The sequence below is a fragment of the Streptomyces sp. RPA4-2 genome (assembly GCF_012273515.2).
Lineage (GTDB): Bacteria > Actinomycetota > Actinomycetes > Streptomycetales > Streptomycetaceae > Streptomyces > Streptomyces kaempferi.
On the sequence record NZ_CP050975.2, the window covers coordinates 6300620 to 6313555 of the forward strand.

The window sequence follows — 12936 nt, forward strand, 5'->3', positions numbered from 1 at the left end:
TAGGCCTTCCTTTGTAAGGTGCAGTCCCTGCGGCGGGTGAGAATGTAGGGGTGCTTCAGCAACTTTTCAGTCCCTCCGTCCAGCACACGCTCGACCTGATCGGCATCTTCGTCTTCGCGATCTCGGGTGCCCTGCTGGCCGTACGCAAGAACTTCGACGTCTTCGGCATCGCCGTCCTCGCCGAGGTCACCGCGCTGGGCGGGGGGCTGTTGCGTGACGTGGTCATCGGGGCCGTGCCGCCGGCCGCGTTCACCGACCTCGGCTACTTCCTCACGCCGCTGCTCGCCGCGCTCCTGGTCTTCTTCCTGCACCCCGAGGTGGAGCGCATCCAGGTCGCGGTGAACGTCTTCGACGCGGCCGGACTCGGTCTGTTCTGCGTCGCGGGCACCACGAAGGCGTACGAGTACGGTCTCGGCCTGACCGCGTCGGCGGCCCTCGGGCTCGCCACCGCCGTCGGCGGCGGTGTGCTGCGTGACGTGCTCGCCAACGAGGTGCCCTCGCTGCTGCGCTGGGACCGCGATCTCTACGCGGTCCCGGCCATCGTCGGCGCCACCATGGTCGCCCTGTGCATCCGCTACGACGCGCTGACCCCTTTCACCAGCGGTCTCGCGGTCGTCATGGCCTTCGTGCTGCGGCTTCTCGCGATGCGCTTCCACTGGCGAGCGCCGCGTGCCTGGAACCGGCGCTCGACAGCGACGGAGGCGGAGACGCCTTAGCCCGCGCGCCGGGGCCGATCTGCAGGGTCAGCCAGCGGAACACCTCGGTCACCTGCGGCCGCCACAGGGCCATGTTGTGGCCACCGGCGCTCCGCGGCAGCAGCACCACCTGCACGGTCGTCGGCGGTTTCGCGATCCGCTGGAGCGCGGCGCCCGCCTCGTAGCCGTCGTGCACCTCGCCGGAGTAGTAGAGGGCGACGCGGGGCGGGACGCGGTCGGCGCGCAGCAGCAGGAAGGGGTTGTTGCGGCGGCGCAGTTCGAGGTTGCGCGCGGGCAGCGAGTTGCGTTCGCCGATCGGGTCGTTGTAGCCGGACATGCTGACCGCGGCCCGGTAGCGGTCGGGGTGGGCGACGGCGAGCTTGGTCGCGCAGTGCGCCCCCGCCGAGTAGCCGGCGACGCCCCAGCCGTCCGGCGCGGCCTTGGCGCGGAAGTTGTCCGTCACCATCTTCGGCACGTCGATGCTGAGCCAGGTGTCGGCGTTCACCTTGCCGGGGACGTTCGCGCAGCCGGTGTCCACCTTGGCCAGCAGCGTCGTACGCGGTGCCACCAGGATGAACGGCGCGACCTGCCCGTCACGCATCAGCGGCAGCAGTTGTTCGTGCACCTTCAGGGAACCGAACCATGCCTTGGCCGAGCCCGGGTAGCCGGGCAGGAGTTCGACCACGGGGAACTTCCGGTTGCGGTAGGCGGGCTCGTTGTACTGCGGCGGCAGCCAGACGTAGACCTCCGCGTTCACGCCCGAGACCTGGCCGTGCAGCTGGGTGACACGCACCCCGCCCGCCTGGCGCATGGCGGGGCCGTCCGACTCCGCGAACGTCTGGTGGACCCTGGGCAGGTCCCGTACCTGGACACCACCGGTGCCGTCGGCGCCCAGGTCGGCGGCCGCCTGCACGTGGTTGCCCGTGCCGAGGAGGTCGGACCAGTTGTCGTAGAGGCTGTTGGCGTTGTTCGCGAGCACGAAGACGAGGGTGATCGCCGTGCCCTGGGCGAACAGCAGCATCAGCATCCGGGCCGTGCTGCGCAGGAACGCGGGGCCGGGGATGCGCGACCACAGGACGAGAGGGAGGACGAGGGCGACCGCGACCAGGGCGATCGCGGTGAGGAGGAACGGCGTTCCGGTGAGGCTCACGGTCTGTGCGGCTCTTCCTGTGACGGGCTGGATCGGGCTCGGCGGCTGCATCGGGTTGTATGTCCCTGAAGAGGGGGTTCCGAAGCCATTGGTCACGGACGAGTGGCGGACACTTACCAAGAAATTGCCGAAATCTCACCTTGGGCACGGGCGTGTGATGTGCGCGAAGCAGCAAAAGCTACCGCTTAGTAATGGCCTGTTGTACCGTTCAGGCATGTCAGAAGCAGCCTCGGCACAGGCCGTGCGAGCCACGATCGGCGACAGCGAGTTCGACCGCGACACCGCGGTCACCCTGCGTGCACCCGGCGTCTACGACGTCGACCTGTCCCCGGGATGGACGATCATCAGCGCCGTCAACGGCGGGTACCTGCTGGCCGTCCTGGGCCGCGCCCTCGCGGACGCCCTGCCGCACGACGACCCGTTCACCATCTCGGCGCACTACCTCACCGCCTCCCAGCCGGGACCCGCGGTCGTCCGCACGGACGTCGTCCGCACCGGCCGCACCCTGTCGACCGGCCAGGCCTCGCTCCTCCAGTACGACGACGAGGGCCGCGAGGTCGAACGGATCCGCGTGCTCGCCTCGTACGGCGACCTGGGCGCCCTGCCCGACGACGTCCGCACCACGGCGACACCGCCCGCGATCCCGCCGATGGAGCACTGCTTCGGGCCCGAGGACGGACCGGCCCCCATCGACGGCAGCTCCGCCATCACCGAGCGGCTGATGCTCAAGCTCGACCCCTCGACGCTGGGCTGGGCCCTCGGGGCGCCGTCCGGCAGGGGCGAGATGCGGGCCTGGTTCGGGCTCGCCGACGGCCGCGACGCCGACCCGCTCTCGCTGCTCCTCGCGGTCGACGCGCTGCCGCCGACCGCCTTCGAGATCGGGCTGTCGGGCTGGGTGCCGACGGTCGAGCTCACGGTGCACGTGCGCTGCCGCCCCGCGCCCGGCCCGCTGCGGGTCTCCATCACCACCCGCAACCTGGCCGGCGGCTTCCTGGAGGAGGACGCCGAGGTGTGGGACAGCGCGGACCGGCTGGTCGCGCAGTCCCGGCAGCTCGCCCGGGTCAGGCTCGGCTAGCCGGCCGCCGGCCCGGACAGGGGCCGCCGTCCGCCCGTAGGCGTCCGCCCGCCCGGCGCCGGGGGTGCCGAGCCGGACGGAGTTCCCGCGTCGGCGTGATCGGGTGTCCCAGGATCCATGGTCCGCCCAGGGCGGGTGCCCAGGGTCCCGGGGTGGCGCGTTCGGTGAACGGGGGCGTCACCCGGGCCCGTTGCCGGGGAGGCTCCGTCAACCCAGCCAGTTGCGGCGGCCGATGGCGATCAGCCGCATCTGGCGACCCGCCACCCGGGCCACCCGCTCCCGTTCCTCCTCGGACGCCTCCAGCGCCTCCAGGAAGAGCGAGGCCGTCATCAGCATCTGGTCGACGTACAGGCCGGCGAGCATCAGCAGATCGTCGTCGCTCCACCCCTCCGATTCGGGGTGTTTGGCCAGCTCGACCCGCACCTCCTGGGCGAACCGGGCCAGTTGGTCACTGATCGCCCGCCGTACCGGCTGGACGCCGCCGTGGCGCTCGCGGGCGATGAAGCGGACGTGGGCGGGGTGGGTCTCGACATGGTGGGCGATCAGATCGACCGCGCGCTCGATGCGTTCGCCGCTGTCGCCGGCCGCGGACACCGTGTCCCCGATCATCGGGTGCAGGCTGCCCAGGGCCTCCTCGACCAGCGCCACACCGAGATCCGCCGTCGAGCGGAAGTGCCGGTAGAAGGCGGTCGGGGCCACGCCCACGGCGCGGGTGACCTCGCGCAGGCCCAGGCTGCTCAGACTCTGCTCCTCCAGCAGCTCCAGCGCCGAGTCCAGGAGCGCCTGTCGCGTCTTCTGCTTCTGCGCCTGCCGGATGCCGAGAGTGTGACTCATACCATGCAGTTAACAACTGTTCTCTGTAATTGAAAAGCCGGGCGACGCGCTAGACTTCGGAGTCAGTGAACAAGTGTTACTACAACCGTTCACTGAATCGTCAGGTCCCCGAAACAATCGGAGCCTCACCGTCGAGGCGGCGACCACGGGGACCGGACCCAGAGACTCACGAGAGGCACTCACATGCTGTTCCTCGTCGCCGCCCTCCTGCTGATGGGTGTCGTCATGGGCTCGGTGGCCCATGCCCCGCTGCCCGTCTCCCTCGTCGCCGCCGCCGTCATCGGTGTCTGGCTGACCGTCTTCGCGGTCCGCGAGCGCGCCGGCCGCCGGCGCCACACCTCCGCCCACTGAGCCGCAGGGAGCTGACTCACCCCATGGAACTCACCGCCACGCCCACCCGCCGCACCGGCACCCGGGACGCCGACGGCATGGCCGTCGCCTCCTTCATCCTCGGGCTGCTCGGTCTGCTGGTGCTGAACGTCTTCCTGGGCCCGATCGCCATCGTCCTCGCCTCCGTCGCCCTGCGGCGCGGCACCGCCCGTCGCGGACGCGCCTTCCTCGGCCTCGGCCTGGGCATCGCCGACCTCGTGGTGCTGGTGGCGTTCATGCACTTCGACAGCACGATGTCCTGGAACTTCTGACCCACGACGTCCTGGAACACCTGAGAACCTCCGATCGCGCACCGGACGAGGACCGCGGGGACGGTCCCCGCCGACGGGGGGCCGAAAGCGGGGGAGCGGGGGCCCGTAGAATCAGGGCCACCATGGCTTACCTCGACCACGCCGCGACCACCCCGATGCTCCCGGAGGCGGTAGAGGCACTGACCGCCCAGCTGAGCGTCACGGGCAACGCCTCCTCCCTCCACGCCGCCGGCCGCAGGGCCCGCCGTACCGTCGAGGAGGCCCGCGAGAGCCTCGCGGAGGCCCTCGGCGCCCGCCCCAGCGAGGTGGTCCTCACCTCCGGCGGCACCGAGGCCGACAACCTCGCCGTGAAGGGTCTGTACTGGGCCCGCCGCGACGCCGACCCGGCCCGCACCCGGGTGCTCGCGAGCCCCGTGGAGCACCACGCCGTCCTCGACGCCGTCGACTGGCTCGGCGAACACGAGGGCGCGACGGTCGAGTACCTGCCCGTCGACCCCTATGGCCGCGTCCACCCGGACACCCTGCGTGAGGCCATCGCCCGCAACCCCGACGACGTCGCCCTCGCCACCGTGATGTGGGCCAACAACGAGATCGGCACCGTGCTGCCGGTCCGTGAACTGGCCGACGTCGCCGCCGAGTTCGGCGTCCCGCTGCACTCCGACGCCGTCCAGGCCTTCGGGCAGCTCCCCGTCGACTTCGCGGCCTCCGGCCTCGCCGCGATGACCGTCTCGGCCCACAAGATCGGCGGCCCGTACGGCATCGGCGCGCTGCTGCTCGGCCGCGAGTACACCCCCGTACCGGTCCTGCACGGAGGCGGTCAGGAACGCCATGTGCGCTCCGGCACCCTGGACGTGCCCGCCGTCGCGTCCTTCGCCGTCGCCGGCCGGCTCGCCACCGAGCGGCGCGAGTGGTTCGCCCGGGAGATCGGCGCGCTCCGCGACGACCTGGTCGACGCCGTACGGGCCGCCGTGCCCGACGCCCTCCTCGGCGGCGACCCCGACCCCGCGGGCCGGCTGCCCGCCAACGCGCACTTCACGTTCCCGGGCTGCGAGGGCGACTCCCTGCTGCTGCTCCTGGACGCGCAGGGCATCGAGTGCTCCACGGGCTCCGCGTGCACGGCGGGCGTCGCCCAGCCCAGCCACGTCCTGCTGGCCACCGGCACCGATCCGGACCTGGCCCGCGGCACCCTGCGCTTCTCCCTCGGCCACACCTCCACGGCGGCCGACGTCGAGGCGGTCGCGAAGGCCATCGGTCCGGCCGTGGAGCGGGCGCGGACGGCGGGTCTGACCTGACCGCCGCCACGCGCTGACGGCAGCGCGCGCCGGGCGGTTACGTCCCGGCGGTGCGCGTCGGCCCGGCGGAGGCTCCGGCCGGCTGCGCCGCGGTGCGCGCCTGGCGCACCAGCCGCAGGTACCGGTCCCAGTCCCAGTAGCGGCCGGGGTCGGTGTGGTCGGTGCCCGGCACCTCCACATGTCCGATGATGTGCTCGCGGTCGACGGGGATGTCGTAGCGGGCGCAGATCCCGGCCGTCAGCCGCGCCGACGCGCGGTACATGGCGTCGGTGAACGACGAGGCGTGCTCGACGAAGCCCTCGTGCTCGATGCCGACACTGCGCTCGTTGTACCCGCGGTTGCCCGCGTGGAACGCCACGTCCAGCTCGCGGATCATCTGGGTGATGTGGCCGTCCCTGCGGACGATGTAGTGCGCGGCCGCGCCGTGGCCCGGGTCCTGGAAGACCTTGACCGCGCTGCGGTAGCTGCCCTGGGTGACATGGATGACCACCCGGTCTATGGCGTAGTCGTCGGGCCGGTCCGCCCGCCGCCAGTTCGCGCTCGACGCCGCCACCCACTGGGCGCCCCGGAAGTCGACCACGCCCGCCTCGCGGGGCTTCTCCACCCCCGGCAGCCGCCACCACAGGTGGCCCAGCTCGCCCCGCGCCAGCACCGCCGTTCCCACGGCGGCCGCCATGCCACCGATGAGCAGCGTCCGCCGCCCGACCCGCCGGTCGCCGTCCCTGCCCGGCCGCCCCTTCGCCTCCGGTGTCCCACCGTCCGGTGCGCCCTGGTCCGCTGACTCGCGACCGGTCGACTCCTCGTCCGGTGTCTCCGGGTCCGGAGTCCCCCGGGTTTCCGGCGCCTCCTGCGCGGCTCCGCTCATCGTGTTCGTCCCCTATCGCTCCCCGTCGCGATCCTCAACGCATACTCGCGGGAATCGGTTCCCGGCGCCCCGTACCCTGGAGGGGCTATGACTGAGACCTCGCCGCGCCCCCGCCCCCTCCGCGTCCTCGCCGCCATGTCCGGCGGCGTGGACTCCGCCGTCGCCGCCGCCCGCGCGGCGGAAGCGGGCCACGACGTGACGGGCGTGCACCTCGCGCTCTCCGCCAACCCCCAGTCGTTCCGCACCGGCGCGCGCGGCTGTTGCACCATCGAGGACTCCCGGGACGCCCGCCGCGCCGCCGACGTCATCGGCATCCCGTTCTACGTGTGGGACCTCGCGGAGCGCTTCCGTGAGGACGTGGTCGAGGACTTCGTCGCCGAGTACGAGGCGGGGCGCACCCCGAACCCGTGTCTGCGCTGCAACGAGAAGATCAAGTTCGCCGCCCTGCTCGACAAGGCGCTCGCGCTCGGCTTCGACGCGGTCTGCACGGGCCACTACGCGAAGGTGCTCGTGAACGAGGACGGCACCCGCGAGCTGCACCGCGCCTCCGACATGGCCAAGGACCAGTCGTACGTCCTCGGTGTCCTGGACGACCGCCAGCTCGCGCACGCGCTGTTCCCGCTCGGCGACACACTCACCACGAAGGACGAGATCCGAGCCGAGGCGGAGCGGCGCGGCCTCGCGGTCGCCAAGAAGCCCGACTCGCACGACATCTGCTTCATCGCGGACGGCGACACCCAGGGCTTCCTCGCGAACCGTCTGGGCAAGGCCGAGGGCGACATCGTGGACGAGTCCGGCGCGGTCGTCGGCTCCCACGAGGGCGCGTTCGGCTTCACCATCGGCCAGCGCAAGGGCCTGCGCATCGGCACCCCGGCCGCCGACGGCAAGCCGCGCTACGTCCTGGACATCTCGCCGGTGGACAACAGGGTGACGGTCGGCCCGGCGGCGTCCCTGGACGTCTCCGCGCTGACGGCGATCAAGCCCCGCTGGTGCGGCGCCGCCCCGGCCGGCCCCGGCACGTACACCGCCCAGCTCCGCGCCCACGGCGGCGAGACGACGGTCACCGCCGACCTCGTCGACGGCGGCCTGGAGGTCGCGTTCACCGAGCCGGTCCGCGGGGTCGCGCCCGGCCAGGCGATCGTCCTGTACGACGGCACGCGCGTGGTGGGCTCGGCGACGATCGCGACGACCACGCGCGCGACGGCGTCCGTCTAGCGGGACCTGCCGCCGGTCCCGCCGGCACGGGTCGGCGGGCGGGGACTACAGGACCTCCACCTCGTAGAAGCACAGGTGGTCCTTGATCTGCGCGACGTCCGGCTTCGGCTCGGGGTAGAACCAGACGAGGTCCGGGGCGTCGGGCAGGGACCAGTAGGACGCGTCGCCCTTGAAGGGGCAGTGCGTGTGGGTGTCGGAGGCCGTCAGCAGGTCGAGGCGGACGTCCTGCGGAGGGATGTAGTAGCGCACCGGACAGCCCGTCTCGCGCAGCAGCAGCGGCCGGTCGCTCTCCGCCAGGACCTGGTCGCCGTGCACGACGCGTACGCGCTGGGTGCCCTGCTCGATGGTGATCGTGTGTCCTTGGGTCATAACGGGAAAGCACCCGCGGGGCCCGGGTTCTTCCCGCGTACCGTGATCGCATGAACATCTGTGTCTTTCTCTCCGCCGCCGACCTCGACGACCGCTACACAGGCCCCGCGCGCGAGTTCGCGGAACTCCTCGGCAAGGGCGGTCACACCCTGGTGTGGGGCGGTTCCGACGTCGGCCTCATGAAGGTGGTCGCCGACGGCGTCCAGGAGGCGGGCGGGCGGCTGGTGGGCGTCTCCGTGGACTTCCTGGCGGCCAGGGCGCGGGCGGGTGCCGACGAGATGGTGATCGCCCGGGACCTCGCCGAGCGCAAGGCGCTGCTCCTGGAGAAGGCCGACGCGGTGGTGGTGATGGTCGGCGGTACGGGGACGCTCGACGAGGCGACCGAGATCCTGGAGCTGAAGAAGCACGGGAGGACGGACAAGCCGGTGGTCCTGCTGAACACGGCGGGCTTCTACGACGGCCTGAAGGAACAGTTCCGGCGCATGGAGGCCGAGGGTTTCCTGCCGAGGCCGCTCATCGACCTGGTGTTCTTCGCCGAGGAGCCGGTGGGCGCGCTGGCCTACCTGGAGGAGAGCGCGGGCACCCGGTGATGCGAGCATGGCGTCCATGGCTACACATCTGATCACCGGGGCCGGTTCCGGCATCGGCGCGGCCGTCGCCCGCCGCCTGCACGCGCGCGGGGACGAACTCGTACTGCACGCGCGCGACGCGGGTCGCGCGAAGGAACTCGGCGCCGCGTACCCGGGGGCGAAGACCCTGGTCGGCGACCTCGCGGACCCGGACAAGCTCTCCTGGGCGTTCTCGCACCAGTCCCTGCCCGACCGCGTCGACTCGCTCCTGCACATCGCGGGCGTGGTGGACCTCGGCCCGGTCGGCGAGCTGACGCCCAAGTCCTGGCGCCACCAGCTCAACGTCAACCTGATCGCCCCCGCCGAGCTCACCCGCCACTTCCTGCCCCAACTGCGCCTCGCCCAAGGCCACGTGCTGTTCGTGAACTCCGGCGCCGGCCTCAGCGCCAACGCCGACTGGTCCGCGTACGCCGCCTCCAAGCACGGTCTGAAGGCCCTCGCGGACTCGCTGCGCCACGAGGAGCACGGCAACGGGGTCCGGGTCACCTCGGTCTACCCCGGCCGTACCGCGAGCCCCATGCAGGCCAAGGTCCACCAGCAGGAGGGCAAGCCGTACGACTCCTCGAAGTGGATCGACCCGGAGTCCGTCGCGACGACGATCCTGACGGCCCTGGACCTGCCGCGCGACGCGGAGGTCAACGACCTGACGGTGCGACCGGGGCGCTGACGCGGGCCCACGGCGCGGTGCGCGGGGCTCTTGAGCGACGCGTGGGGCACCGGGTGAGCGACGCGCGGGACGCCTGGGAGCGGCGCGGGGGACACCGGGGACGCACGGTGCGCACCGGCTCGCTCGCGTCGCACCCCGCGGGGTTACGTACGCTTCGCGGGTGAGCGAAAAAAGCGAGTTCGGGTTCGGTGCCGCCACCGGTGTCGGGTCCATGCCGGGCGGTGACGCGCGGGAGACCGCCAGGACCGTCACCGGGTCCTTCGACGACTTCCCCCATCTGCCGGAGCTGCCCGCGCGCGGCCCCGGCGCCGACATGATCGGGCGGACGGCCGGGATGCTGGTCGAGCTGTACGCGCGCGTGGAGCCCAGCGGCTGGCGGATCGGGGACCGGCCGGGGCGGGACACCCGGCGCGCCCGGTCCTGGCTGGGCGAGGACCTCGACGCGCTGGAGGAGAACACCCAGGGGTACGAGGGGCCGCTGAAGGTGCAGGCGGTGGGGCCCTGGACCCTGGCGGCCGCGCTGGAGCTGAGGAACGGCGAGGCGGTCCTGTCCGACCCCGGGGCCTGCCGCGATCTCACCGGCTCGCTCGTCGAGGGCCTGCGCATCCATCTCGACGAGGTACGGCGCCGGGTACCGGGAGCCCAGGTCGTGCTGCAGCTCGACGAACCCTCGCTCGTCGCCGTCCTGCGCGGTCATGTGAAGTCCGCGAGCGGGTACCGCACCCATCGCGCCGTCGACCGGCAACTGGTCGAGTCGACGCTGCGGGACGTCGTGGGGGTTCACGCCGGCGGCCCGGTCGTGGTGCACTCGTGCGCGCCGGACGTGCCGTTCGAACTGCTGCGCAGGGCGGGCGTCGCGGGCATCTCCTTCGACCTCACCCTGCTCACCGAACGTGACGACGACGCGATCGGCGAGGCGGTGGAGGGCGGCACCCGGCTCCTCGCCGGTGTCGTGCCCGGCACGGACGGCCCGTTGTCGGACCCTGCCGGTAGCGTCATGGGTGTCAGGACGTTGTGGCGCAGGCTGGGGCTGCATCCGGGGCTTCTCGCGGAGGCCGTCACGGTCACTCCGTCGTGCGGACTCGCGGGCGCTTCCCCCGAGTACGCGCGCCGGGCGCTCGCCCACTGCGTCCGGGCGGCGAGATCCCTCGCGGACAACCCAGAGTAACGGGAGGACGACACGGTGGCCGGCGACAAGGACGCACAGCCCAACCCCCTGCCCGCCGAGGCGCGCGAGCAGCACGCGCGGCTGGCCGAGCAGATCGAGGAGCACCGCTTCCGGTACTACGTGAAGGACCAGCCGGTCGTCAGTGACACGGAGTTCGACAAGCTGCTGCGTTCCCTGGAGGCGCTGGAGGAGCGGTATCCCGAGCTGCGCACCCCCGACTCCCCGACCCAGAAGGTCGCGGGCGCGTACGAGACCGAGTTCACGTCCGTGCGGCACCGCGAGCGCATGCTGTCGCTGGACAACGCCTTCAGCGACCTGGAGCTCGCCGCCTGGGCGGAGCGGGTCGCGAAGGACGTCGGCGCCTCCGTGTACCACTTCCTGTGCGAGTTGAAGGTCGACGGCCTCGCGGTCAACCTCACCTACGAGCACGGCCGCCTGACCCGCGCGGCCACCCGGGGCGACGGCCGTACGGGCGAGGACATCACGCCCAACGTGCGGACGATCGCGGAGATCCCGGACCGCCTCCGGGGCGACCACTTCCCGGACCTGGTGGAGATCCGCGGCGAGGTCTACTTCCCGATGGAGAAGTTCGCGGAGCTCAACGCCCGTCTGGTCGAGGCCGGTGACAAGCCCTTCGCCAACCCCCGTAACGCGGCGGCGGGTTCGCTGCGCCAGAAGGACCCGCGCGTCACCGCGAGCCGCCCGCTGCACATGGTGGTCCACGGAATCGGCGCCCTGGAGGGCTTCGAGGGCCTGACCCGCCTCTCCGGTGCGTACGAACTGCTGCACTCCTGGGGCCTGCCGACCACGCGGTACGCGAAGGTGGTCGACGACCTCGACGGCGTACGGGAGTTCATCACGTACTACGGGGAGAACCGGCACTCCGTGGAGCACGAGATCGACGGGGTGGTCGTCAAGCTCGACGAGATCCGTCTCCAGGGCCGCCTCGGTTCCACGGCCCGCGCCCCACGCTGGGCCATCGCCTGGAAGTACGCGCCGGAAGAGGTCAACACCAAGCTGGTCGACATCAAGGTCGGCGTCGGCCGTACGGGGCGCGTCACCCCGTACGCGCAGGTCGAGCCGGTCACCGTGGCGGGCTCGGAGGTCGAGTTCGCGACCCTGCACAACCAGGAGGTCGTGAAGGCCAAGGGCGTCCTCATCGGGGACACGGTCGTGCTGCGCAAGGCCGGCGACGTCATCCCGGAGATCCTCGGGCCGGTGGTGGATCTCCGCGACGGCACCGAGCGGGAGTTCGTGATGCCGGCCGAGTGCCCCGAGTGCGGGACGCCGCTGCGCGCCATGAAGGAAGGCGACATCGACCTGCGTTGCCCCAACAGTCGAGCCTGCCCGGCCCAGTTGAGAGAGCGCGTCTCCTACCTCGCGGGCCGGGAGTGCCTCGACATCGAGCACTTCGGCAACGTGGCCGCGGCGGCGCTGACCCGGCCACTGGAGCCCGCCGCCCCGCCGCTCGTCGACGAGGGCGACCTCTTCGACCTCACGGCCGGGCAACTGCTCCCCATCAAGGCGTACGTCCTCGACCAGGACAGCGGCCTGCCCAAGCGGGACCCCAAGACCGGTGAGGAGAAGGTCGTCACGGTCTTCGCCAATCAGAAGGGTGAGCCGAAGAAGAACACGCTCGCCCTGCTGGACAACATCGCCGAGGCGAGGAACCGTCCGCTCGCCCGCTTCATCAACGGCCTCTCCATCAGGCACGTCGGCCCGGTGGCCGCCGAGGCGCTGGCCCGCGAGTTCCGTTCCATCGACCGCGTCGAGCAGGCCACCGAGGCGGAACTCGCCGCGGTCGACGGGGTCGGCGGGATCATCGCGGCCTCGGTCAAGGAGTGGTTCGCGGAGGACTGGCACCGCGAGATCATCCGCAAGTGGCGGGCGGCGGGCGTCCGTATGGAGGACGAGGGTTCCGGCGAGGACGAGGGCCCCCGACCGCTCGAGGGACTCACCGTCGTCGTCACCGGCACGCTCGAACACCACACGCGCGACGGCGCGAAGGACGCCCTGCAGAGCCAGGGAGCGAAAGTGACCGGTTCTGTTTCGAAGAAGACATCTTTTGTCGTAGTGGGCGAGAATCCTGGATCGAAGTACGACAAGGCCATGCAGCTCAAAGTTCCCGTTCTGAACGAGGACGGCTTCGCCGTTCTGCTCGAACAGGGACCGGAGGCCGCCGCGGAAGTCGCGCTTCCGACCGAGGAGTAGGGGTTGAAGGCCACCCGTTCGGCGCATATCAGATGCATACGGGTGGCCGGGTCGCATTCGGGCAACCGTCGTCGACCGCTGCCCGTGGAAGCCTTCTGCGGCCTACTGTTGAGGTGTGCGCCTGC

The 12936-nt window shown here is 71.6% G+C and carries 14 protein-coding genes; 10 read left to right on the forward strand and 4 right to left on the reverse strand.

The annotated features are described in order from the left end of the window. Positions 1 to 50 precede the first annotated feature (50 nt). Positions 51 to 716 carry a trimeric intracellular cation channel family protein gene (locus HEP85_RS27710; RefSeq protein ID WP_168530345.1) on the forward strand — a complete coding sequence of 222 codons (666 nt, stop codon included), beginning with the start codon at positions 51 to 53 and terminating at the stop codon, positions 714 to 716. On the opposite strand, the gene HEP85_RS27715 is transcribed toward HEP85_RS27710, so the two are convergent. Then, positions 616 to 1845 (reverse strand): esterase family protein, encoded by a 1230-nt coding sequence (locus HEP85_RS27715; RefSeq protein WP_168530346.1) that lies wholly within the window; start codon positions 1843 to 1845, stop codon positions 616 to 618. The genes HEP85_RS27710 and HEP85_RS27715 overlap by 101 nt on opposite strands. A gap of 214 nt (positions 1846 to 2059) precedes the next feature. Here HEP85_RS27715 and HEP85_RS27720 point away from each other — a divergent pair, with 214 nt between their 5' ends. Next, on the forward strand, positions 2060 to 2920 hold the full coding sequence (locus HEP85_RS27720) for a thioesterase family protein (protein WP_356012744.1): 861 nt from the start codon (positions 2060 to 2062) through the stop codon (positions 2918 to 2920). Positions 2921 to 3127: 207 nt separating this feature from the next. On the opposite strand, the gene HEP85_RS27725 is transcribed toward HEP85_RS27720, so the two are convergent. Further along, positions 3128 to 3754 (reverse strand): TetR family transcriptional regulator, encoded by a 627-nt coding sequence (locus tag HEP85_RS27725; protein ID WP_168530347.1) that lies wholly within the window; start codon positions 3752 to 3754, stop codon positions 3128 to 3130. Between the two features lie 183 nt (positions 3755 to 3937). On the opposite strand from HEP85_RS27725, the gene HEP85_RS27730 reads away from it, so the two are divergent. The 3 genes from HEP85_RS27730 (at position 3938) to HEP85_RS27740 (ending at position 5687) form a co-directional block, all read left to right on the forward strand. Continuing rightward, a complete protein-coding gene (locus HEP85_RS27730; protein ID WP_329290584.1) occupies positions 3938 to 4105 on the forward strand; it encodes a hypothetical protein in 168 nt (55 codons plus the stop codon). A gap of 23 nt (positions 4106 to 4128) precedes the next feature. Continuing rightward, positions 4129 to 4395 carry a DUF4190 domain-containing protein gene (locus HEP85_RS27735; protein ID WP_168530349.1) on the forward strand — a complete coding sequence of 89 codons (267 nt, stop codon included), beginning with the start codon at positions 4129 to 4131 and terminating at the stop codon, positions 4393 to 4395. Between the two features lie 122 nt (positions 4396 to 4517). Continuing rightward, positions 4518 to 5687 carry a cysteine desulfurase family protein gene (locus HEP85_RS27740; RefSeq protein ID WP_329290587.1) on the forward strand — a complete coding sequence of 390 codons (1170 nt, stop codon included), beginning with the start codon at positions 4518 to 4520 and terminating at the stop codon, positions 5685 to 5687. A gap of 37 nt (positions 5688 to 5724) precedes the next feature. Here the strand turns inward: HEP85_RS27740 and HEP85_RS27745 are convergent, their stop codons facing one another. Then, positions 5725 to 6552, reverse strand: coding sequence for an N-acetylmuramoyl-L-alanine amidase (locus tag HEP85_RS27745; protein ID WP_168530350.1), 828 nt, complete (start codon positions 6550 to 6552; stop codon positions 5725 to 5727). Positions 6553 to 6639: 87 nt separating this feature from the next. On the opposite strand from HEP85_RS27745, the gene mnmA reads away from it, so the two are divergent. Next, positions 6640 to 7767, forward strand: coding sequence for a tRNA 2-thiouridine(34) synthase MnmA (gene mnmA / locus HEP85_RS27750; RefSeq protein WP_168530351.1), 1128 nt, complete (start codon positions 6640 to 6642; stop codon positions 7765 to 7767). A 45-nt stretch (positions 7768 to 7812) separates the two neighbouring features. Here mnmA and HEP85_RS27755 read toward each other — a convergent pair whose 3' ends face one another. Continuing rightward, complete coding sequence (locus HEP85_RS27755; protein ID WP_153288472.1) at positions 7813 to 8136, reverse strand: DUF427 domain-containing protein; 324 nt, start codon at positions 8134 to 8136, stop codon at positions 7813 to 7815. A gap of 50 nt (positions 8137 to 8186) precedes the next feature. On the opposite strand from HEP85_RS27755, the gene HEP85_RS27760 reads away from it, so the two are divergent. The 4 genes from HEP85_RS27760 (at position 8187) to ligA (ending at position 12811) form a co-directional block, all read left to right on the forward strand. Then, positions 8187 to 8726, forward strand: a complete 540-nt coding sequence (locus HEP85_RS27760) for a TIGR00730 family Rossman fold protein (RefSeq protein ID WP_168530352.1) — start codon at positions 8187 to 8189, stop codon at positions 8724 to 8726. 7 nt (positions 8727 to 8733) lie between these two features. Then, positions 8734 to 9432, forward strand: a complete 699-nt coding sequence (locus HEP85_RS27765; RefSeq protein ID WP_168530353.1) for an SDR family oxidoreductase — start codon at positions 8734 to 8736, stop codon at positions 9430 to 9432. 160 nt (positions 9433 to 9592) lie between these two features. Then, positions 9593 to 10600, forward strand: a complete 1008-nt coding sequence (locus HEP85_RS27770) for a methionine synthase (RefSeq protein WP_168530354.1) — start codon at positions 9593 to 9595, stop codon at positions 10598 to 10600. 15 nt (positions 10601 to 10615) lie between these two features. Continuing rightward, positions 10616 to 12811, forward strand: coding sequence for an NAD-dependent DNA ligase LigA (ligA, locus tag HEP85_RS27775; RefSeq protein WP_168530355.1), 2196 nt, complete (start codon positions 10616 to 10618; stop codon positions 12809 to 12811). The last annotated feature ends 125 nt before the right edge of the window (positions 12812 to 12936 follow it).